Here is a 20349-nt window from a genome sequence, read left to right as displayed (position 1 = left end):
AAACAAGGGATGCACCACAAACATCAAAACCAAAACCAAAACCCCCTCCCCATTTGACGCCCCAAATTTTTCATGGATAACTGTGTCCCCCCCCAACAACACAGCGAGCCACCCCATGACCCTCCAAACCTGGCTGGCCTTCATCGGCGCCAGCATCATCATCCTGCTCATCCCCGGCCCGACCATCCTGTTGGTGATTGGTGATTCGCTGGCCAACCGTGGCCGCTCGGCGTGGAGCACCGTTGCCGGCGTGGCCGCTGGCGACACGACCGCCATGGCCGTGTCCCTTGCCGGTGCGGGCGCGCTGCTCGCCGCATCGGCCGCGGCCTTCACGGCGCTCAAGCTGATCGGCGGTTCGTACCTCGTCTATCTGGGCATCAAGTCCATTCTCAGTGCCCGCCGCCTGCAGGATGACGTACAGGCGGATGCGCCCGAGGCCACCATCCCCGTGCAGCAGAAGTCCGCCGGCCGCCGCTTCCTCTCCGCCTGGACGGTCACCGCGCTGAACCCCAAGAGCATCGTCTTCTTCGTCGCCTTCGTGCCGCAGTTCATGTCGGCCGAGCAGACTTTCCTCTCGCAGAGCGTGATCCTGCTGCCGACCTTCGTCATCCTGGCCGCCGCCAACGCATCGATGTACGCGCTGGCCGCCAAGCTGCTCGCCAAGCGCCTGACCAGCGTGGCCGCGCAGCGCCGCTTCGGCTACACGGGCGGTGCGGTGATGGTGGGCGCAGGCACGCTCACGCTCGGCATGCAGTCGGCCTGATCGCCCTTTCCAAGGCCGCACCGAAGGACACCCGATGCCCCGCAGTTACCTCCGCCCCTCGCCCGAAGGGGCCCACGGCCATCACCGCGTCACCAACATCGAGTTGTTCTTCGATCTGGTATTCGTGTTTGCGGTGACGCAGCTCTCGCACCTGCTGATCAGCAATTTCACGCTGCAAGGCGGCGCGCAGGCGCTGCTGCTGATGCTGGCCGTGTGGTGGGTGTGGATCTTCACGTCGTGGGTGACGAACTGGCTCGATCCGGACAAGCTCGCCATCCGCATGCTGATGCTCGTGCTGATGACGGGCGGGCTGCTGCTCTCGGCATCGCTGCCGCAGGCGTTCGGCTCGCGCGGGCTGGCCTTTGCGCTGGCCTATGTGTTCATGCAGTTCGGCCGCACGGTGTTCTTCATGTGGGCCGTGCGCGGCGAGTCGCTGCCCATGCGGCGCAACTTCCAGCGCATCGCCACGTGGCTCGGCATCTCTGCAGTGCTGTGGCTGGCGGGCGGCCTGTCGGACGGTTCCGCGCGCTGGGCGTGCTGGATCTTCGCGCTGGTCATCGAATGGCTCGGCCCCTCGATGGGCTTCTACACACCGGGCCTGGGCCGCTCCACCACCAACGACTGGAACGTGGAAGGCGGCCACATGGCCGAGCGCTGCTCGCTGTTCATCATCATCGCGCTCGGCGAATCGGTGCTGGTGACGGGCTCCACGTTTGCTGGCCTCGCCTGGACCGCAGAAAACATCGCGGCGATGGCGCTGTCGTTCATCGGCAGCCTGGCGATGTGGTGGCTGTATTTCGACAGGATTGCCGAGCGCGGCGCGCGCACCATGTCGCATTCGGCTGATCCGGGCCGGCTCGCACGGCTGGCCTACACCTACATCCACGTGGTGCTGGTGGCCGGCATCATCGTCGGGGCGGTGGCCGATGAGTTCGTGCTGGCGCATCCGGTGGGCCGCGCCCATGAAGGGACGACGCTGGCGGTGCTGGGCAGCGCAGCGCTATATCTGCTGGGCAACCTGCTGTTCAAGTGGGCGATCTTCGGGCGGTTGCGCCCGGCACATGCGGTTGGCCTAGTGGTGCTGGGCGGCGCCTGGCTGCCGGCGGGTGAACTGCCGGCGCTCGCGGTGTCCGCGCTGGCGACGGGCGTGCTGTGCGGCACCGCGGCGTGGGAATGGTACGCACGCTCCTGCGAGACAGCGGAACCCGAAGCGGCACACAACCCGTAAGTGGTTACCTGAAAATTCCAGTTTCTGGACATTACAAAAGGCCACTCGCGCGCCTACGCTGTCAACCAACATGACAGAACACGAGGGCCTCGCCATGATCGACCTCTACTACTGCGCCACGCCCAATGGCCTGAAGATGGCACTGTTCTTTGCCGAAACCGGCTTGCCGCACCGCGTCATCCCCGTCGATATCAGCCGGGGTGACCAGTTCAAGCCCGAGTTCCTGGCCATCTCGCCCAACAACAAGATCCCGGCCATGGTCGATCACGACCCGGCCGAAGGCAGCGACCCCGTGGTGCTGTTTGAATCGGGCGCCATGCTGCTTTACCTGGCCGAGAAGACCGGCCAGCTGACGCCCGCCGACCTGCACGGCCGCATGGAAGTGCTCAAGTGGCTGTTCTGGCAGGTGGGCGGCCTGGGCCCGATGGCCGGGCAGATCGGCCACTTCAACGTGTATGCCCCCGAGCGCGTGCACTACGCCATCGAGCGCTACACCAAGGAAACGAACCGCCTGTACGGTGTGCTCGACCGCCGCTTGGCCGATCGCCCCTACATTGCCGGCAACGACTACACCATCGCCGACATCGCGGCCTATCCGTGGATCGTGCCGCACGCCGGGCATGGTCAGGACCTGAACGACTTTCCGAATCTGCAGCGCTGGTTCGAAGCCGTTGGCGCACGCCCTGCCACGCAGCGCGCCTATGCCGGGGTCGAGCGCGCCTACTCGCGCCGCCGCGAAGACATCTCCGACGACGAGCGCAACGTGCTGTTGGGCCAGACGGCCAGCTCCACCGCGCGCTGATCCTCGCGGAGCCTCTGCGCTCCGCCCCTCTCTCCGCTTTCCTCTTCTGACAGGAGCCGACCATGCCGGCATCGCTGTGGTGGTTGTGCCTGGGCGCGTTCGCCATCGGCACTGAAGGGTTCATGATCGCCGGCCTGCTGCCGGTGCTGGCCGCAGACCTGGGCGTGAGCGTGCCGGCGGCTGGGCAGCTCGTCACCGTGTTTGCCGTCACCTATGCCGTGGGCTCGCCGGTGATGGCGACGCTGCTCGGCAACGTCGACCGCCGACGCGTGCTGATCGGCGCGCTGGCCATCTTTGCGGCAGGCAACTTGCTGGCGGCCACCGCGCACGGCTTTGGGCAGTTGATGGCGGCGCGCGTGCTGCTGGCGCTGGCGGCCGGCGTCTTTCTGCCGACGGCCAACGCGGTGGCGACCTCGCTGGTGCCCGCCTCGCGCAGTGGCTCGGCGCTCGCCATCATCACGGGTGGCGGCACGGTGGCGGTGGCGCTCGGTGTACCGCTGGGGGCGTGGATTGCCGCGCAGGGCGACTGGCGCTCGACGTTCATCGCATGCGGTGTGCTGTCGGCACTGGCCACGGCAGGCCTCGCCTTTGGCCTGCCGCGCGCGCTGCCGCACAGCGTGACCACGCTGGCGCAACGCCTGAGCGTGGCACGCCGCACCGGCATGCTGGGTGCGCTGGCGGTGTCCGCGTTGTGGGCCGCAGGCGGCTTTACGTTCTACACCTACGTCGCACCGTTCTTTGTGCAGGGGCTGGGCTTCGCGCCGCAGCATGTGGGCATCGTGCTGTTCCTGGTCGGCAGCTTTGCGGCGCTGGGCACGGGCCTGGGCGGCCACCTGACCGACCGCGCCGGCGTGGCGCGCGTGCTGGCGGTCAGCAGCGCGGGCATCGTGCTGGCCTTCTCGGTGCTGTCGCTGTCGGCACAGGTGCTGCACGGCACGGTGGCCGGCGCCGTCGCCATCGGCGCGGTCGTGCTGTGGGGCATGGCCGGCTGGGGCTTCGGCCCGGCGCAGGCGACGCGGCTGATCCGCCTGGCGCCCGATGTGTCGCCGATCACGCTGTCGTTGCATGCGTCGGCCGTGTATGCGGGGATTGCGCTGGGGTCGAGCGTTGGCGCGCTGGCGCTGGCGCATGGCGGGCCCGGCATGCTGGGATGGGCCGCCGCCGCGTGCCATGTGGTGGCCGTGGTGCTGTGGCGCATGGGTGGGCGGCATGAGGCGGCGCTGGCCGATGAACCGGCAGCCACGTCGGTCGCACATTGAACCCCCGGGCGCGGAACGCGACGCGCCAGGTTCTGAACCCGGTGGTCGAGCCTCAAACCGTCGTGCTCCACAGTTCGAGCTCGACATTTTCGACCTCAAACACTCGGGCTCCGGGCTTTGAGGTCGACGCTTGGGCCTCAAAGGCTCGGCGTCCGGCCCTCGACCCCTCGCGCTCGGCCCTCTGAGCCCGATTTTTTCGACCTCGAACTGTCATGCTCCGGGCGTTGAGCTTGGTGCCCAAGCCTTCGAGGCTCACGCTCGACAGTCTGAGCTCGGCAATCGGGCCTCAGAGCCTCACGCGCCACGCTCAGATGGCCGCGGTGGGCGCCCCCCGATCACCGGTCGAACGCCGAGCACCCCGCCGATCCAGGTACGGCAGCGCAAACAGATAGAGCCCCGTGAATAGCAGCAACGCCAGCGGCAGCAGCGGCGCATAGGTGATCCACGCAGGCGGCTGCGCCCCCTTGCCCACCCCCATGGCGACAAAGTTGGCGATGACGGTGAGCGTGAACGCCATCGACACCCAGCGGTGAAACTGGCGGATTGCGTTAGGGGCGCTCACTGTGCACCTCCGGCGGCCTGGATCATCTTCCAGCCGTTGCCGGCCGGGTCACGAAAACCGGCGTCGACGCTGCCGAAGCGGTCGATGGGCTCCTGCGTGAATTCAACGCCGCGCTCGCGCAATTGCGCATAGGCGGCGCGGCAATCGGCGACGGTCAGCACCAGCGGCGGCATCGCGCCCTTGGCCACCATGGCGCGCAGCGTCTGCGCCGTGGCCTCGTCGTGGATGGGCGGACCGGGCTGGAACAGGCCCAGCTGAAACGACGGCTGCTCCGGATGCTGCACCGTCAGCCACCGGTACGGGCCGTTGCGCACATCGGTGTGCACGCGAAACCCCAGCTTGTCGACATAAAACGCCAGCGCCGCGTCCTGGTCATCCACATACAGCCCGACGACATTGATCCCTTGGCTCATCACCGCTCCTTGTTGTTGGTGGGTGACGGATTTGTACCCTCCGCCAACTGGCGGCGCTTCTCCGAAACTGCTGTGACGAGGTCGGGCCGCTGCGCCGCCTTCAGCACACAGGCGGGCACGCGGTCGAGTTGTTGCAGCGACGCGGTGGCCTGTGCGTGGCGGCGCAGCGCGCTCGGGCTCTGCCCGGTGATGTCGCGGAAGATGCGGCCGAAGGTGCCGAGGCTTTCCCAGCCTGTGGCGTAAGCGATTTCGATGATGGGCAGGTCGGTGTCGCGCAGCAGGGTGGTGGCCTGCTCGATGCGGCGTGTGAGCAGGTAGCGGTGCGGCGGAATGCCGAAGGCCTGCTTGAACGAGCGCGCAAAATGCGCCGCCGATACGCCGCTCACTTCGGCCAGCCGCTTGACGGGCCACGCCTCGTGCGAGGCGGCGTCCATGCGGTCTTTGGCGCGCAGCAGGCGGCGCAGCAGCGCGGGGTCTTGCTGCGCGTCGGTGTGTGCCTGTGCCACCGCGGCCTGCGCCGGTGCGGTCAGCCCAGCTTGAACTCGCCGATGGCGTGCGCAAGCTTGCGCACACCCTCTTCCACCTGCGCCAGCGACGAGGTCGCGTATGACAGACGCAGCGTCGAGCGATCCGGGTCTACGGGGTAGAACGCCGCACCCGGCACGAACGCCACACCGCGTTCGATGGCCATCTTGGCTACATCGCCGGCATTGCGGCCCGGCAAGGTGCACCACAGGAACATGCCGCCGCGCGGGCGGTTGAAGGTCAGTTCGGTGTCGGGCAGCAGCGCACGCAGCCCGTTGGCCATGGCGTGTGCGCGTTCGGCATAGGCAGCGCGCGTGCGCGGCAGCACGGTCTCGAGGCGATTACTGCGCAGATACGCAGCGGCCGTGGCCTGCGCAAACGTGGAGGTATGCGCATCGGCAAACTGCTTGACCATCACCGCGTTGCCCAGCACCGGCTGCGAAGCGATCATCCAGCCCACGCGCAGGCCCGGCGCCACCACCTTCGACAGGCTGCCCAGGTAGATCACGCGCCCCTGTGCGCCGTCGGTCTGCTGCGACAGCGCGTACAGCGACGGCGGCGGGGGTGCGTCGAAATACAGATCGCCATAGGGGTCGTCTTCCACGATCAGCAGGTTGTGGCGCACGGCCACGTCCAGCAGGCGCTTGCGGCGCTCCAGGCTCATCAGCGCGCCGCTCGGGTTGCCGAAGTTGGGAATCACGTAGAGGAATTTGGGGCGCGCGGTGGACAGCACCTTTTCCAGCGCGTCGACGTCCAGGCCGTCGCCATCGGTCGGCACGCCGGCCACCTTGGCGCCATACAGCTTGAACGCCTGAATGGCGGCGAGGAAGGTGGGGGCTTCTGTCAGCACCGTATCGCCTTCGCCGATCAGCACCTTGCCCAGCAGATCCAGCCCCTGCTGCGAACCGGTGGTGACGAGGATGTCGGTGTTGGCGACGTTGGCGCCGCGCGCCTTCATCAGCGTGACGATAGCCTCGCGCAGCGGCTCGAAGCCCTCGGTGGCGCCATATTGCAACGCGCGGGCGGCGTCGGTGGTGAGCGCGCTGTCGGCCGCGGCCTTCAGGCCTTCCACGTCAAACAGGGCGGCGTCAGGAAAGCCGCCGGCAAACGAGATCAGGCCCGGCTTGCCGAGCACCTTGAACAGTTCGCGGATGGCGGAGGTTTCAACGTTTTGCAGGCGGGGTGCCAGCAGCGATTGCAGGAATTCCATGGCGTGCGTGTCTCTGTTGTTCGAGTGCCCGCCACTTTACGTGATGTGCGCCGCGTGCGCATGCCAACAGGGCGTCACAGCCGTGACTAGAATGCCGGCACCGAATCGGTAAAAAGGAGCCCCTGCATGGCTGTCCGACGCATCGCCCCCAATCTGCATGCAGCCGACCCGGCACGTGCCCGCGCGTTCTATGCCGAACTGCTCGATCTGGAAGCCGTGATGGACCACGGCTGGATCGTCACCTTTGCCGACACGGCCGCCACCATGACGCCGCAAGTCAGCATTGCCAGCGAAGGTGGAAACGGCACACCGGTGCCGGCGCTGTCGGTGGAGGTGGACGATGTGGATGCGGTGCATACGCGTGCCGTGTCGCTGGGTCTGGAAATCGTCTACCCGCTCGTCGATGAGCCGTGGGACGTGCGCCGCTTTTACGTGCGTGATCCGTTCGGCAATGTCGTGAACATCCTGGCGCACCGGTAAGCCGCCAGCCTCGAAAAAAAAGCCCGCATGCCAGAGGCGATGCGGGCGCGGCAGTGCCGGCGGACTGCTACCGGTGCTTGCCGCTGTGGGTGCGCTTGTCCTGGTGTGCGTCGGCGTCTTTGTCCTTGTCGACAACGCGTGTGATGCCGCCCGTGGCGGGCGGATCACTGGCCGGGAAGGTGTCTTCCACAGCCTTTTCCACCAGCTCTTCACGCTTATGTGCGTGGGGATGCTTCTCTTTCTTGCCCTTCTCCATAGCGCCCTCCTGTTTCAAGCGTGGTTGACGACATGCAAGCGAACGGCGTGCCCGAGCGCCCTCAATACTCTTCCCAGTACGGACGCGAGCCGTAGTACTCATGCACGGACTGCGCCCAGGTCGGGTCGGCCATCGTGGGCCAGCTGTCCTTGTCGAAACCGGGAGCCGCTTCCAGGCGATCCTTGTTGGCATCGAGCACGAAGCACTTGCGGTCCACGTCGAGCGACATGGCGCTCCACGGCACGGCGAAGAGCTTGTCGCCGATACCCAGGAAGCCGCCCACCGACATCACCGCGTAGGCGATCCGGCCGCGCTGGACGTCGAGCATGATGTCGGTGATCTTGCCGAGGTCTTCTCCATTGAGGTTGACGACGCGATCGCCCTCCAGCGTATCTGCGGCCATCAGTTCCGGGCCCGGACCCGCCGAATCGGAGTCGGCACGCCCGATGATGCGCATGCGTACACCGGCGGTGGTTCCTACACCGGTGCCAGTACCGGTGCCCAGCGCGGTGCCGGTTGTCGTGGTTTGCATAGCAGTTACCTCCCATCAATCAGTTGACGTTCAGGATGATGTGCGGCGGCCACGCATCTGCGCGGCGTCTCGCACGTAACCACCTGTGTCAGCACGAAGCTTGCCTGCGGCACATCGCCCGCAAAGGCGCGCGTGCGGCATGCCGCTTGCTCGACGGTACGGCGCATCAAACCAGAAACCCCTACCGGAGAGCCTCATGAACAAAGCTGAAATCCCTGTGGCGCAACGCGCCGTGCTGTCGATGCTGCTGGACGATCACCGCGAGGTGAAAAAACTGTTCAAGACGTTCCAGCAGGAGAAAGACGAAGCGACCCGCGAGCAAATCGTGCGCGAAGCGTGTGAAAAGTTGACCGTGCACACGCAGCTTGAAGAAGAGGTGTTCTACCCGTACGTACGCGACAACGGCGGCGAAGCGTTCAAGGACCTCGTCGACGAAGCCGTGGTGGAGCACGCCACCGCAAAGGATCTGATCCAGCAGTTGAACGGCATGCACGCGGGCGACGATCTGTTCGCGGCCAAGTTCACCGTGCTGGCCGAGTACGTCTCGCACCACGTGGAAGAGGAAGAGACCGAACTCTTTCCCAAGCTGGTCCGACAGCACGTCGACCTGACGCCGCTGCAGGAGACCATGGCCGCGCGCAAGGAAGCGCTGCTGGCCGAGACGGCGAGCTGACCGAGTTGACGGACCCGAGACGGACCCGACCACCTGACACCGGACAGACACCATGCAAGCCACCGTCTGCGATTTCCTCGTCGCCCGCCTGTACGAGTGGGGCGTGCGGCGCATCTTTGGTTACCCCGGCGACGGCATCAACGGCATGTTCGGGGCCCTGCAGCGCGCCGGCGGCAAGATCGAGTTCGTTCAGGTGCGGCATGAAGAGATGGCCGCCTTCATGGCATCGGCGCACGCCAAGTTCACCGGTGAGCTTGGCGTGTGCATGGCAACGTCCGGGCCGGGTGCTGCGCACCTGATCACGGGCCTGTACGACGCTCGGCTCGACCACATGCCGGTGCTGGCGATTACCGGGCAGCAGGCGCGCACCGCAGTCGGCGGGCACTACCAGCAGGAGGTGGATCTGGCGGCGATGTTCCGCGACGTGGCCGGCGCGTTTGTCCACCAGGCCAGCATGCCGGCGCAGGTGCGGCACCTGCTGGATCGCGCGGTACGCATCGCCATCGGGCAACGCCGGGTGACGGCGCTCGTGCTGCCAAACGATCTGCAGGAAATGCCCTACACCGAACCGCCGCGTGCGCATGGCACGGTGCACTCGGGCGTGGGCTACAGCGCGCCGAGCGTGATCCCGCAAGCCGCCGACCTGGAACGCGCAGCGGACATCCTCAACAGCGGCCGCCGGGTGGCGATGCTCGTGGGCGCGGGCGCACTCGGAGCCAGCGCGGAAGTGGCGGCCGTGGCGGAAACGCTGGGGGCGGGCGTGGCCAAGGCGCTGCTCGGCAAGGCCGTGTTGCCCGACGACCTGCCTTATGTGACAGGCGCCATCGGCCTGCTCGGCACCGAGCCGAGCTGGGAGCTGATGAACCATTGCGATACGCTGTTGATGGTCGGCTCCGGCTTTCCGTACGCGGAGTTCCTGCCCAAGGAAGGCCAGGCGCGCGGTGTGCAGATCGACCTGGACCCCGGCATGCTGGGGCTGCGCTATCCGATGGAGGTCAACCTCGTGGGCGACAGCGCGCAGACGCTGCGTGCACTGCTGCCGCTGCTCCAGCGCAAGACCGATCCCTATTGGCCCGACCGCATTGCACGCTGGAATGAAAGCTGGTGGAAGACGCTGGAAGACCGCGCATTGCAACCGGCCTATCCCGTCAACCCGCAGCACGTGTTCTGGGAGCTGTCACCGAAGCTGCCGGACGACGTGATCGTCACGAGCGACTCCGGCACCTGCGCCAACTGGTATGCGCGCGATCTCAAGTTCAAGCCCGGCATGATGGGCTCGCTATCGGGCGGGCTGGCATCGATGGGGGCGGCGGTGCCGTATGCGATTGCCGCCAAGTTTGCGCATCCCGAGCGCCCTGTCATCGCACTGGTGGGCGACGGCGCCATGCAGATGAACAACATGGCGGAACTCATCACCGTGTCGAAATACTGGAAGCGCTGGAAGTCTTCCAAGTGGATCTGCATGGTGCTCAACAATCAGGATCTGAACGAAGTCACATGGGAGCAGCGCGTGATGGAAGGCGACCCGAAATTCCCGGCGGCACAGGACATCCCGAACGTGCCGTATCACCGCTTTGCCGAATTGATCGGGCTGAAGGGCATCTACGTGGACAACCCCGACCAGCTGGCCGGCGCGTGGGACGAAGCGCTCAACGCCGACCGGCCCGTGGTGCTGGAAGTGAAGACCGATCCCGATGTGCCGCCGCTGCCGCCCCACGTCACGCTGCAGCAGGCACGCAACTTTGCGACGGCACTGGCGTATGGCGACCCGGATGCGAGCGGTGTGCTGCGCGGGACGGCACGGCAGGTGCTGTCGGCGCTGTTTCCGGTGCATAAGGAATAGGCGCATAGACGTAACGCCCCCGCTCACGCGGTGGCGCGTCGAAGCGTGAGCGCATGTCGACAAGACATGTGGGATGCGAGTCGAAGGGGCAAGGTGCGGAAAGCCGATGTGCTCGGTAAGATGCCGTCCATCCCCGGTTTTTCCACTCCACTCCACACCACGCACGATGATCCGCTTCGACGACCTCACCATCCTCGTGCTGGCCGTGGATAACGGCAGCCTGTCGGCGGCCGCACGCGTGTTGAACATTGCACCCGCGGCAGCAAGTGCAGCCGTCAAGCGGTTGGAGGCGGAACTCGGCGTGCGGCTGCTGGCGCGCTCCACGCGCAGCCTGGCGCTCACGCAGGAAGGCGAGCGCTATCTGCAACACGCACGCCGTGCGCTGGCCGATCTGCAGGCCGGGCAGGATGCGCTCGCCCTTGGACGCCAAGCCATCGGCGGCGATGTGTCGCTGTCGATCCCGTCAGACCTCGGGCGCAACGTGCTCACTGGCTGGCTCGACGACTTCCTCACCGAGCACCCAGCGGTGGCGCTTCAGGTGCGCATCGGCGACCGGCTGGTCGACATGTTCCGCCAGCGCGTCGATGCCGCGGTGCGCTATGGCGAGCCGGAGGATTCGTCCCTCGTGGCGCTGCCGCTGGCGCCGGACAACCGCCGCGTGCTGTGCGCGGCACCGGCCTACTTTGCGCGGCACGGTGTGCCCAAGACCCCCGACGATCTGCGTCGGCACAACTGCCTGTTGCTGGCCCTGTCCGACACCACGCACGACCAGTGGACCTTCCACGGCGCGAGCGACGACGGTCAGGCGCACGTTGTGCGCGTCACCGGCAACCGCATTGCCGACGACGGCGAACTCGTGCGCCGCTGGGCCGTTGCGGGGCATGGCATCGCTTACAAGTCGCGGCTGGATGTACTGGCCGATCTGCGCGCCGGCCGGCTGCAAGCCGCGCTGACCGACTGGCGCGGCGAGGCGGCACCGCTGCATTTGATCTGCACGCACCGCCTCGCGCTGTCGCCCACGCTGATGCGGCTGCGCGACTTCCTGCAAGAGCGCATCGCCGGTTATCTGGCCGACGCCTGAATCAAAACCCTTCCAGCACGATCTTGCCGCGCGCCTGATTGCTTTCAATAAAGGCTTGTGCGCGCTTGAGGTTGGCGGCATTGATGGTGCCGAAGTGCTCGTTCATGGTGGAGCGCAACGCGCCTTCGTCGATGAGCGCGGCTACGCGATTGAGCAGGCGGTGCTGCTCGATCTGGTCGTCCGTGCCGAACATGGAGCGCGTGTACATGAACTCCCAGTGCAGCGACAGGCTCTTCGCCTTGAGCTTGCGCACGTCGAGCTGCGCCGGATCGTCGATCAACGCAAGGCGACCTTGCGGCTTGAGCGCCTCGACGATCTGCTCGAAGTGGTGTTCGGTCTGGTTCAGGCTGGCGACGTAGTCCACTGCCGGCACACCAATGCGATGCAGTTCTGCGGCCAGCGGCTGCGCATGGTTGATCACATGGTGAGCGCCCAGCTCGCGCACCCAGGCGGCCGTCTCCGGGCGCGAGGCGGTGCCGATCACGGTCAGGCCCGTCAACCGGCGCGCGAGCTGCACGAGCACCGACCCAACACCGCCCGCCGCGCCGACAATCAACACCGTCTTCCCGCTGGGCGCTGCAGATTCCGGCACCTGCAGCCGGTCGAAGAGCAATTCCCAGGCGGTGATGGCGGTGAGCGGCAGCGCAGCTGCCTGCGCAAACCCAAGCGTGGCGGGCATCGCGCCGACCACGCGTTCGTCTACGACATGCAGCTCGCTATTGGTGCCAGGGCGCTGCAGGGCACCGGCATACCAGACCGCATCGCCCGGCTTGAAGAGCGACACCTCGGCGCCGACGGCGCGCACCACGCCCGCAGCATCCCAGCCCAGCACGCGGGGCTGACCATCCACCGGCGGCATGCCGAGGCGCACCTTCACATCCACCGGGTTGACGGAGATGGCGCGCACTTCCACAAGCAGATCGCGCGGGCCTGGCGTGGGTTCGGGCAGGGTCAGGTCGACGAGCGCCTCGGGGCGGTCGATGGGCAGACTTTGGTAGTAGGCAACGGCTTTCATGGCAGGCTTCCCAGTGATTTGGATCGTTGGATAGCCGCATCATGGGCGCGCCACGCCAGGGGAAACAGCCGCGCCGCGCAGATTCAGTTTCAACGCCGGACAGAAAATGCCACGCTGCCGCATCAAGCCGTGGGCATGCCGTGGAGGTCTGCGCTGCAGTTCGGGTGATCTTCGTTGTGGTCGTGCGCACGCAGCGCGCCCGGGATGCCGGTGCCCGCCAGACCATCGGCTGCGAGCCATGCCGCCGTGGCCGCAGCAGCGCGGTCGATCAGTTCGCCGCAGCGGGCGTAGTCGTAGGGCGACACGTCCAGCGGGCACAGCGGCGGCACGACGGCAATGGGCACCTGCCCAGCCCAGCGCTCCAGGTCTTGCACAAGCTGGCGCGCGACCAGCAGTGACAAGGCGTTCAGCGCGTGCTCGATGGCGCTGCGCGGGGCACGACGGTCGGCACACGCAAACCCGGCCGGCAACACGACGACGCGTGTGGCGCCCAGCCGGATGGCCGCAGAGATCGGCGTGTTGTTGGCAACGCCGCCGTCGATCAACAGGCGATCACCAATGCGCACCGGCGGAAACACGCCGGGAATGGCAGCGCTGGCCAGCACGGCCGGCACGATGGCGCCAGACGACAGCACCACCTCGGCGCCGGTGCGCATGTCGGTGGCCACAACGTGCAGGGGCAGCGTGGCCGCCTCCAGCAGGGTCTGCGCGAAATGCCGCGTCAGCAGGCGCTGCAGGCCGGATGCATCGACGAGGTGCTCGCGTCGCCCGCCCAGGATGCCCAGCATGCTGAACATTGCACGCCAAGACCACGGCATCACGTCGGCGCGCCGCACACCGCGCCACAGCGCCTCGAGCTGCGCGGTGCCGGCCGCGTGCGGATTGCACGCAAAAAAGGCAGCGTTGATGGCGCCGGCTGAGGCGCCCACCACCATGTCGGGCACCACGCCCGAGGCCACCAGCTCGCGCAGCATGCCGGCCTCGATGGCGCCGAGGCTGCCGCCACCGGCAAAGACAAACGCTGTTCGTTCCACTCTGTCCATGATCGATGCCGCGTTGCAGCAAGGAGTCCCAACTGGTCAATCAAGGGACGACTGGAACTAGAGTAGGTCTGCCCCGCCGTTGCAGCTAGTCGGGCCGGTCTGCGGCGATCAGCGGGCTTGCCGCGCGGCGTCTGCGAGGGGCTTCCAGTGCAGAAAACCGAACAGCAACGTCAGCAGCACGCTGTCGAACAGCGGCCCCTTGTGCAGCGCCACTTTGCGAAAGCACAGCACCACTTCCAGCAGGTGCGCAGCCAGCAGCACCAGCGCCCCGATGCGCAGCCAGCCGATGGCATCGGTCGACAGCGGCAGTGGCGTGGCATAGCTGAGCAACGCGAGGCCATACACGGCGAGCAGGACGATCTTGCTGAGGACGTTGAACATGCCAGGACTCCAGAGGGACGGTGATTCCGATGCCGTGCAGCATACCGGCCACCGCAGTCACCCCGGCTGCTTCAAACGCCTGGGTAGACGCCGCCCTCCACCGGCTGTATCTGCTGGCGAGCGGCGCTCAGGCCGTCACCGAGCCGAACCACCGCAGCAACGCCGCCTGCAGCCCCTCGGTCGGTCCGTCACCAACCCACGCCACGTGGCCGCCGAGGCGGACCAGCACTGCGGATGGCGCGGGCACCGTGCCAACCACCGGCAGCGCCCACGTTCCTGCATAGCGGGCGTCGGCCCGCCGTACGCGATTGGCCCATGGCGGGGTCCAGGTCGAGATCGGGGATGCGGCGGCCGAGCAGCGGGTGTCCTTCACCGAAGTCGTAGCGAACGTCGAGTGCGGAGACCATCCCCACGAGCCGCCTGCGTAGTTCATCCATGCGAAACACCTCCGAGGTGATCTCGCTCAGCGCCTTGGACCGCTCGTCCTGGCGAAGCGCACACCACGAAAAAAGGCCGTCCCGAAGGACGGCCTTTTCTGTTTCTGCGCCTGCCGAAACTTATTCGACAGTCACCGATTTCGCCAGGTTGCGCGGCTTGTCGACGTCAGTGCCGCGCGCCAGTGCCGTGTGATACGCCAGCAGCTGCAGCGGCACCACGTGCAGGATCGGCGAGAGCTGCCCGTAGTGCTCGGGCATGCGGATCACCTGGATGCCGTCGCTCGACTGGATGTGCGTATCGGCGTCGGCAAACACGTACAGCTTGCCGCCGCGCGCGCGCACTTCCTGGATGTTCGACTTGAGCTTTTCAAGCAGCGCGTCGTTCGGGGCGACGGTCACGACCGGCATCTGCTCGGTCACCAGCGCCAGCGGACCGTGCTTGAGTTCGCCGGCCGGGTAGGCCTCGGCGTGGATGTACGAAATTTCCTTGAGCTTGAGCGCGCCTTCCAGGGCAATCGGGTAATGCAGACCGCGACCGAGAAACAGCGCGTTTTCACGGCGGGCAAACTCTTCCGACCACGCGATGATTTGCGGCTCCAGGGCCAGCACCGCGTTCAGCGCCGACGGCAGGTGACGCAGATGACGCAGCGCATCTTCTTCCTGTTCGGCGTTCAGATGGCCGCGCAGCTTGGCGAACGTGAGCGCCAGCATGTAAAGCGCGGCCAGCTGCGTGGTGAATGCCTTGGTGGACGCCACGCCGATCTCGGTGCCGGCGCGCGTGAGGAACTTGAGCTGCGTCTCGCGCACCATGGCGCTGGTCGCCACGTTGCAGATGGCGAGCGTATGCGTGTGGCCGAGTTCGCGTGCGTGGCGCAGTGCGGCCAGCGTGTCGGCGGTTTCGCCCGATTGCGAGATCACGACGACCAGCGCGTTCGGGTTGGGCACCGTCTCGCGGTAGCGGTATTCGCTGGCAACCTCGACCTGCGTCGGGATCTTGGCGATCGATTCGAGCCAGTACTTGGCCGTGCAGCCCGAGTAGTAGCTCGTGCCGCAGGCCAGGATCAGCACGCTGTCGACCTTGGGCAGCACCTGGGCCGCCTCGGGGCCAAACAGGTCAGGCGCAAAGCCTTGTACGCCTTCCAGCGTGTCGCCCAGGGCGCGCGGCTGCTCGAAGATTTCCTTCTGCATGAAGTGGCGGAAGGGGCCGAGTTCCACAGCGGCAGCGTAGGTGCCGACTTCCTTCACTTCACGCGCGACGATCTTGTCGTTGGCATCGGCCACGGTGAAGCCGTCGCGGGTGAGTTCCACCACGTCGCCTTCTTCCAGGTAGGCCATGCGGCTGGCGGTACCGGCCACGGCCAGCGCGTCGGATGCGAGGAACGATTCGTTCTCGCCAATCGCCACCACCAGCGGGGAGCCGGCGCGCGCACCCACCACCACGTCGGGGTTGTCGCGTGCAAACACGGCGATCGCATAAGCGCCGTGCAGGCGCTTGACCGACGCACGCACCGAGGCGAACAGGTCGCCGCGCGTCTTGCTGCTCGGGTACGTGTAGGCTTGGTGGATCAGGTGCGCGACAACTTCGGTATCCGTCTGCGATTCAAAGCCGTAGCCGACGGCCTTGAGTTCTTCGCGCAGCGCTTCGTAGTTTTCGATGATGCCGTTGTGCACCAGGGCGATGGTGTCGCCCGAGAAGTGCGGGTGCGCGTTGACGGTATCCGGCCGGCCGTGCGTGGCCCAGCGCGTGTGGGCGATGCCGATGGCGCCGTCCAGGTGGCTCGTCTGTGCCTGGGCATCCAGATCGGCCACGCGCGATACGGTGCGCGCGCGCTCGAGCTGGCCATCGCGCTGAATGGCGACGCCACAAGAGTCATAGCCGCGGTATTCCAGGCGGCGCAGGCCTTCGATCAGGACGGGAACGATATTGCGCGTGGAAACCGCGCCAACGATACCGCACATGTTGATTTCTCCAGTTTGGGGTGTGGCCGCACGTTCAATGTGCGCCGCACTCGGTAATTCAGTATCGATGCTCGTGTGCCGAAGCGGCATCCGCTGTTCGGCGCAGGAGAAACCCTGTCAGCCTTCCTTCTTCTGCTTGACCGGGCGCTGCCAGCTGTCGATGGTGACCTGCCGCGCCCGCGAGACCGTCAGCTTGCCCTCGGGCGCATCCTTGGTCAGCGTGGTGCCGGCACCCAGCGTCGCGCCCTTGCCAACGCGCACCGGCGCCACGAGCTGCGTGTCGGAACCGATGAAGGCGTCGTCTTCGATGACGGTGCGGAATTTGTTCGCGCCGTCGTAGTTGCACGTGATGGTGCCCGCGCCGATGTTGACGCGCGAGCCGACCGTGGCGTCGCCCACATAGGCCAGGTGGTTGGCCTTGCTGTGCGCCGCGATCTGGCTGTTCTTGACCTCGACAAAGTTACCGATGTGCACGTCTTCGGCCAGCTCGGTGCCCGGGCGCAGGCGCGCGTACGGGCCGATGCGGGAGTCGGCGCCAACCTTGGCACGCTCGATATGGCAGAACGGCAGGATCTCGGCGCCGGCCTCGATGGCGGCATCGCGGATCACGGTATGGGCGCCGATGCGCACGCCGTCAGCCAGCGTGACGTCGCCCTCGAAGATGCAGTTGACGTCGATCACGACGTCGCGGCCGCAGGTGAGCTTGCCGCGCACGTCGATGCGCGCCGGGTCGATCAACGTCACGCCGTCTTCCAGCAGTTGCTGCGCGAGGTTGCGCTGGTGAATGCGCTCCAGCTCCGCCAGTTGCACCTTGCTGTTCACGCCCAGCGTTTCCCACTCGGCCAGCGGGTGGGCGGACGTGATCGGCACGCCTTCGCTGGCGGCGCGCTCGATCACGTCGGTCAGGTAATACTCGCCCTGCGCGTTGTCGTTGGAGAGCGTGGCGAGCCAGCTCTTGAGCTTGGCCGTCGGGCACACCAGGATGCCGGTGTTCACCTCATGGATGGCGAGTTGCGTTTCGTTGGCGTCTTTCTGCTCGACGATGCGCGTGATGCGGCCTGCGGCGTCGCGCACGATGCGGCCGTAGCCAGTCGGGTCACCCAGATGCACGGTCAGCACGCCCAGGTGGTCGTTGCCGGCGGCGCCTACCAGCGCGCTCAGCGTTTCGGCGCGGGTGAGCGGCACATCGCCGTAGAGCACCAGGGTGGGCACGCTCTCGTCGAGCTGGTCGACGGCCTGCATGACGGCGTGGCCCGTGCCAAGCTGCTTGTCTTGCGTGGCGAAGGCGATGTCGGGCGCGCCAACCATCTCGCGCACCCGATCACCGCCATGTCCGACCACCACCACCAGGCGCGTCGGCGACATGGTGCGCGCGGTTTCAATGACGTGCGCCAGCAGCGGTTTGCCGGTCAGGGGGTGCAGCACTTTCGGCAGGGCGGAGCGCATGCGTTTGCCCATGCCTGCAGCCAGGATGACGATATTCACAAGGAGGTTCCTAGAGTGACTCGAAGCGATAGCTGCGACGGGTTGCCGGCACCGGGAATGGCTGCCTGAAACCCACCGCCCGCCACCTCCCCTCAGGATGGCCGGACCGCCTGCAAACCCTTCTGCGGGGCGCTTTTGCGGCGTATAAGACACAGATGGAAAAATTCTAGCATGGGGCCCACCCTCCCCCTGAACCGGTCAAACGGTGGAATTGTTGCAATCGCGCCATGACCGAGACGGGTAGCCCGCTGGCCGGTCGGACGGATGGTGGACGCCCGGCATGGCGCGCTGCGCGCATGTGTGCGCCGTGTGCCACCCCGTGTGGAGCGGGCCCCGCTCAGTTTGCCGCCGCCTCCCCAGGCACGGCTTGCTCGGCCGACTTGTCGCCCGGCTTGCGCTCAAATCGCACGAACTCGATGCGGTCGTCGTGCGAGCCGGCAAACACCAGCGGGGCCTGGTCGTAGGCAGTCTGGCCGAACAGCGCGTCTTCGCCGATCTTCGCCAGGCCTGTGGTGAGGCCGTTGAAGTCGAACAGGTCGGTATCGGCCAGGTGCGACGGCACGACGTTCCGCAGCGAAGCGAAGATGTTGTCGATGCGGCCCGGCGTCTGGCGCTCCCACTCCAGCAGCATCTCCTTGACCTTCTTGCGCTGCAGGTTTTCCTGCGAGCCGCAGAGGTTGCACGGAATGATCGGGAATTCCATCGCGCGGGCGTAGGAAGCGATGTCCTTTTCCGCGCAATAGGCGAGCGGCCGGATGACGATGTGGTCGCCGTTGTCGGTGGCCAGCTTGGGCGGCATCGACTTCATCTTGCCGCCGAAGAACATGTTCAGGAAGAACGTGTTGACGATGTCGTCGCGGTGATGGCCCAGCGCGATCTTGTTGGCGCCCAGCTCCTTGGCCGTGCGGTAGATCACGCCGCGGCGCAGGCGCGAGCACAGCGAGCACGTGGTCTTGCCCTCGGGCACCTTCTCCTTGACGATCGAATACGTGTCCGCCTCGACGATCACATACTCCACGCCCAGCTTCTTCAGGTAGTTGGGCAGCACCTCTTCCGGAAAGCCCGGCTGCTTCTGATCGAGGTTCATCGCGATCAGTTTGAAATCGACCGGCGCGCGCTTCTGCAGCGCCATCAGCACCGACAGCATCGTGTACGAATCCTTGCCGCCGGACAGGCACACGAGGATGGTGTCGCCGTCTTCAATCATGTTGAAGTCGCCGATGGCGCGGCCAACCTGCGACTGCAGTCGGGTTTCGAGGCGGTGGAAATTATTGGAAAACGTCATGGCATCTCGACCCCGCCAGCGCTGAATAATGGCCGAACAGGCGTCAAATTGTGAGGAAAATCAGCATTTTAGCGCGCGCGGGGCGCCGTCTGCAGGGTCACGCGAACAGGCCTAGAATCGTTTGCCTATCTTCTGCTCGATGGAAACGAACCCAATGACGACAGCAATGCGGATTCTGGTGCTTGGCGCCGGTGGCACCGGCGGTTATTTTGGCGGGCGGCTCGCCCAGGCCGGCGCGGACGTGACGTTCCTGGTGCGCCCTGCCCGCGCGGCGCGGTTGCGCCAACACGGTCTCGTGATCCGCAGCCCGCACGGCGATGCGCAATTGCCCGTGCAGACCATCACCGCGGACCAGGCCACGGCTTGGGGCCGCGCCGACCTGGTGCTGCTGAGCTGCAAGGCCTACGACCTGGAAGACGCCATCACCGCGATCCGCCCCGTGGTCGGCGAGCGCACGGTGGTGCTGCCGGTGCTCAATGGGCTGGCGCATCTGGAACGGCTGGATGCGGCGTTTGGTGAATCGCGCGTGCTGGGTGGGCTGTGCCACATCAGTGCGACGAGTGCGCCGGATGGTGCCGTGCTGCATCTGAGCAACGGCCAGGGCCCCGCCGTGCACTCGATCACCTTTGGCGAGCGCACACCGCATGCGCCGCGCGAGCGCACCGAGGCGATTCGCGACGTGTTTGCCACGGCCAACTTTGATTCCGTGCTGGCCGAGAACGTCATGCAGGACATGTGGGAGAAATTCACGTTCCTCACTTCGCTGGCGGCAATGACGTGCCTGATGCGGGCGACGGTGGGCGAGATTGTTGCCACGGACGAGGGCGCGGCGCTGAACGAGGCGATGTTCAACGCGTGCGAGCGTGTGGCTGCGGCGTCGGGGTATCCGAATCGGCAGGCTGCGCGCGAACGGGGGCTCAATGTGCTGACGCAGGCTGGGTCGCCGCTGACGGCATCGATGCTGCGGGATCTGGAGAATGGCGCGCGGGTGGAGGCGGATCACATCGTGGGGGACATGCTGCGCCGTGGGCGGGCGTTGGGGACGGATGTTTCGCTGCTGCGGGTGGCGTTTGCGCATTTGCAGGCTTATCAGCAGCGGTTGTTGCGGGCGGCTGTT

Annotated in this window: 22 protein-coding genes; 9 read left to right on the top strand and 13 right to left on the bottom strand. The window is 66.4% G+C overall.

Annotated features, from left to right (window positions below; all coding sequences use genetic code 11):
- Positions 1–115 precede the first annotated feature (115 nt).
- From BEK68_RS23915 to BEK68_RS23900, 4 genes are all read left to right on the top strand, one after another.
- Positions 116–763, top strand: coding sequence for a LysE family translocator (locus BEK68_RS23915; protein ID WP_004633606.1), 648 nt, complete (start codon positions 116–118; stop codon positions 761–763).
- Between the two features lie 34 nt (positions 764–797).
- Positions 798–1991, top strand: a complete 1194-nt coding sequence (locus BEK68_RS23910; RefSeq protein ID WP_009239286.1) for a low temperature requirement protein A — start codon at positions 798–800, stop codon at positions 1989–1991.
- Between the two features lie 94 nt (positions 1992–2085).
- A complete protein-coding gene (locus BEK68_RS23905) occupies positions 2086–2793 on the top strand; it encodes a glutathione binding-like protein (protein ID WP_009239287.1) in 708 nt (235 codons plus the stop codon).
- A 62-nt stretch (positions 2794–2855) separates the two neighbouring features.
- On the top strand, positions 2856–4052 hold the full coding sequence (locus BEK68_RS23900; protein WP_009239288.1) for an MFS transporter: 1197 nt from the start codon (positions 2856–2858) through the stop codon (positions 4050–4052).
- Between the two features lie 307 nt (positions 4053–4359).
- On the opposite strand, the gene BEK68_RS23895 is transcribed toward BEK68_RS23900, so the two are convergent.
- The 4 genes from BEK68_RS23895 to BEK68_RS23880 are packed head-to-tail and all read right to left on the bottom strand — an operon-like array spanning position 4360 to position 6762.
- Positions 4360–4614: a hypothetical protein gene (locus tag BEK68_RS23895; RefSeq protein WP_009239289.1), complete on the bottom strand. Its 255-nt coding sequence runs from the start codon at positions 4612–4614 to the stop codon at positions 4360–4362.
- Positions 4611–5027 (bottom strand): VOC family protein, encoded by a 417-nt coding sequence (locus BEK68_RS23890; protein ID WP_004633594.1) that lies wholly within the window; start codon positions 5025–5027, stop codon positions 4611–4613. The genes BEK68_RS23895 and BEK68_RS23890 overlap by 4 nt, the downstream gene beginning before the upstream one ends.
- Entirely contained in the window at positions 5027–5533 is a 507-nt protein-coding gene (locus BEK68_RS23885; RefSeq protein ID WP_004633586.1) for a helix-turn-helix domain-containing protein, read from the bottom strand. Before BEK68_RS23885 ends, BEK68_RS23890 begins: the two co-directional genes overlap by 1 nt.
- A 20-nt stretch (positions 5534–5553) precedes the next feature.
- Positions 5554–6762 (bottom strand): PLP-dependent aminotransferase family protein, encoded by a 1209-nt coding sequence (locus tag BEK68_RS23880; protein ID WP_004633584.1) that lies wholly within the window; start codon positions 6760–6762, stop codon positions 5554–5556.
- A gap of 126 nt (positions 6763–6888) precedes the next feature.
- Between BEK68_RS23880 and BEK68_RS23875 the strand changes: the two genes are divergently transcribed.
- Complete coding sequence (locus BEK68_RS23875; protein ID WP_009239290.1) at positions 6889–7242, top strand: glyoxalase superfamily protein; 354 nt, start codon at positions 6889–6891, stop codon at positions 7240–7242.
- 67 nt (positions 7243–7309) lie between these two features.
- Here the strand turns inward: BEK68_RS23875 and BEK68_RS23870 are convergent, their stop codons facing one another.
- Together BEK68_RS23870 and BEK68_RS23865 are read right to left on the bottom strand one after the other, a co-directional pair.
- Positions 7310–7498 (bottom strand): hypothetical protein, encoded by a 189-nt coding sequence (locus BEK68_RS23870; protein ID WP_009239291.1) that lies wholly within the window; start codon positions 7496–7498, stop codon positions 7310–7312.
- A 61-nt stretch (positions 7499–7559) separates the two neighbouring features.
- Complete coding sequence (locus tag BEK68_RS23865; protein ID WP_004633581.1) at positions 7560–8030, bottom strand: PRC-barrel domain-containing protein; 471 nt, start codon at positions 8028–8030, stop codon at positions 7560–7562.
- Between the two features lie 196 nt (positions 8031–8226).
- Here BEK68_RS23865 and BEK68_RS23860 point away from each other — a divergent pair, with 196 nt between their 5' ends.
- The 3 genes from BEK68_RS23860 to BEK68_RS23850 all read left to right on the top strand — a co-directional run bounded on the left by BEK68_RS23860 (position 8227) and on the right by BEK68_RS23850 (position 11627).
- Positions 8227–8703 (top strand): hemerythrin domain-containing protein, encoded by a 477-nt coding sequence (locus BEK68_RS23860; RefSeq protein WP_009239292.1) that lies wholly within the window; start codon positions 8227–8229, stop codon positions 8701–8703.
- A gap of 52 nt (positions 8704–8755) precedes the next feature.
- Positions 8756–10546, top strand: coding sequence for a thiamine pyrophosphate-requiring protein (locus BEK68_RS23855; protein WP_009239293.1), 1791 nt, complete (start codon positions 8756–8758; stop codon positions 10544–10546).
- Between the two features lie 166 nt (positions 10547–10712).
- Positions 10713–11627, top strand: a complete 915-nt coding sequence (locus BEK68_RS23850) for a LysR family transcriptional regulator (protein ID WP_009239294.1) — start codon at positions 10713–10715, stop codon at positions 11625–11627.
- Position 11628: 1 nt separating this feature from the next.
- Here BEK68_RS23850 and BEK68_RS23845 read toward each other — a convergent pair whose 3' ends face one another.
- The 7 genes from BEK68_RS23845 to ttcA form a co-directional block, all read right to left on the bottom strand.
- On the bottom strand, positions 11629–12642 hold the full coding sequence (locus BEK68_RS23845; protein ID WP_009239295.1) for a zinc-binding alcohol dehydrogenase family protein: 1014 nt from the start codon (positions 12640–12642) through the stop codon (positions 11629–11631).
- Positions 12643–12764: 122 nt separating this feature from the next.
- Positions 12765–13685, bottom strand: coding sequence for a patatin-like phospholipase family protein (locus BEK68_RS23840; protein ID WP_004633574.1), 921 nt, complete (start codon positions 13683–13685; stop codon positions 12765–12767).
- Between the two features lie 108 nt (positions 13686–13793).
- Positions 13794–14066: a hypothetical protein gene (locus BEK68_RS23835; protein ID WP_004633571.1), complete on the bottom strand. Its 273-nt coding sequence runs from the start codon at positions 14064–14066 to the stop codon at positions 13794–13796.
- Positions 14067–14193: 127 nt separating this feature from the next.
- Positions 14194–14499 (bottom strand): hypothetical protein, encoded by a 306-nt coding sequence (locus tag BEK68_RS23830; protein WP_009239296.1) that lies wholly within the window; start codon positions 14497–14499, stop codon positions 14194–14196.
- Between the two features lie 124 nt (positions 14500–14623).
- The gene (gene glmS / locus BEK68_RS23825; protein ID WP_009239297.1) at positions 14624–16462 is read right to left on the bottom strand and encodes a glutamine--fructose-6-phosphate transaminase (isomerizing); all 1839 of its coding nucleotides are present in this window, start codon (positions 16460–16462) and stop codon (positions 14624–14626) included.
- A 117-nt stretch (positions 16463–16579) separates the two neighbouring features.
- The gene (gene glmU / locus BEK68_RS23820) at positions 16580–17947 is read right to left on the bottom strand and encodes a bifunctional UDP-N-acetylglucosamine diphosphorylase/glucosamine-1-phosphate N-acetyltransferase GlmU (RefSeq protein WP_009239298.1); all 1368 of its coding nucleotides are present in this window, start codon (positions 17945–17947) and stop codon (positions 16580–16582) included.
- Positions 17948–18284: 337 nt separating this feature from the next.
- Positions 18285–19232: a tRNA 2-thiocytidine(32) synthetase TtcA gene (gene ttcA / locus BEK68_RS23815; protein WP_009239299.1), complete on the bottom strand. Its 948-nt coding sequence runs from the start codon at positions 19230–19232 to the stop codon at positions 18285–18287.
- Between the two features lie 166 nt (positions 19233–19398).
- Between ttcA and panE the strand changes: the two genes are divergently transcribed.
- The coding region (panE, locus tag BEK68_RS23810) for a 2-dehydropantoate 2-reductase (RefSeq protein ID WP_009277197.1) at positions 19399–20349 on the top strand (951 nt) is incomplete at its 3' end.

The organism is Ralstonia pickettii, from assembly GCF_001699815.1.
Lineage (GTDB): Bacteria > Pseudomonadota > Gammaproteobacteria > Burkholderiales > Burkholderiaceae > Ralstonia > Ralstonia thomasii.
The sequence above is the reverse complement of the archived record's forward strand: the minus strand, read 5'-3'. Positions and strand labels throughout refer to the sequence as shown.

Excerpts from the sequence above, each read along its gene's own strand:
- BEK68_RS23905 (WP_009239287.1), top strand. The coding sequence starts at position 2,086 with ATGATCGACCTCTACTACTGCGCCACGCCCAATGGCCTGAAGATGGCA.
- BEK68_RS23830 (WP_009239296.1), bottom strand. The coding sequence starts at position 14,499 with ATGAACTACGCAGGCGGCTCGTGGGGATGGTCTCCGCACTCGACGTTC.
- BEK68_RS23890 (WP_004633594.1), bottom strand. The coding sequence starts at position 5,027 with ATGAGCCAAGGGATCAATGTCGTCGGGCTGTATGTGGATGACCAGGAC.
- BEK68_RS23880 (WP_004633584.1), bottom strand. The coding sequence starts at position 6,762 with ATGGAATTCCTGCAATCGCTGCTGGCACCCCGCCTGCAAAACGTTGAA.
- BEK68_RS23845 (WP_009239295.1), bottom strand. The coding sequence starts at position 12,642 with ATGAAAGCCGTTGCCTACTACCAAAGTCTGCCCATCGACCGCCCCGAG.
- BEK68_RS23910 (WP_009239286.1), top strand. The coding sequence starts at position 798 with ATGCCCCGCAGTTACCTCCGCCCCTCGCCCGAAGGGGCCCACGGCCAT.
- BEK68_RS23865 (WP_004633581.1), bottom strand. The coding sequence starts at position 8,030 with ATGCAAACCACGACAACCGGCACCGCGCTGGGCACCGGTACTGGCACC.
- BEK68_RS23850 (WP_009239294.1), top strand. The coding sequence starts at position 10,713 with ATGATCCGCTTCGACGACCTCACCATCCTCGTGCTGGCCGTGGATAAC.
- BEK68_RS23855 (WP_009239293.1), top strand. The coding sequence starts at position 8,756 with ATGCAAGCCACCGTCTGCGATTTCCTCGTCGCCCGCCTGTACGAGTGG.
- BEK68_RS23870 (WP_009239291.1), bottom strand. The coding sequence starts at position 7,498 with ATGGAGAAGGGCAAGAAAGAGAAGCATCCCCACGCACATAAGCGTGAA.
- BEK68_RS23840 (WP_004633574.1), bottom strand. The coding sequence starts at position 13,685 with ATGGACAGAGTGGAACGAACAGCGTTTGTCTTTGCCGGTGGCGGCAGC.
- BEK68_RS23860 (WP_009239292.1), top strand. The coding sequence starts at position 8,227 with ATGAACAAAGCTGAAATCCCTGTGGCGCAACGCGCCGTGCTGTCGATG.
- BEK68_RS23835 (WP_004633571.1), bottom strand. The coding sequence starts at position 14,066 with ATGTTCAACGTCCTCAGCAAGATCGTCCTGCTCGCCGTGTATGGCCTC.
- BEK68_RS23875 (WP_009239290.1), top strand. The coding sequence starts at position 6,889 with ATGGCTGTCCGACGCATCGCCCCCAATCTGCATGCAGCCGACCCGGCA.
- BEK68_RS23900 (WP_009239288.1), top strand. The coding sequence starts at position 2,856 with ATGCCGGCATCGCTGTGGTGGTTGTGCCTGGGCGCGTTCGCCATCGGC.
- BEK68_RS23915 (WP_004633606.1), top strand. The coding sequence starts at position 116 with ATGACCCTCCAAACCTGGCTGGCCTTCATCGGCGCCAGCATCATCATC.
- glmS (WP_009239297.1), bottom strand. The coding sequence starts at position 16,462 with ATGTGCGGTATCGTTGGCGCGGTTTCCACGCGCAATATCGTTCCCGTC.
- ttcA (WP_009239299.1), bottom strand. The coding sequence starts at position 19,232 with ATGACGTTTTCCAATAATTTCCACCGCCTCGAAACCCGACTGCAGTCG.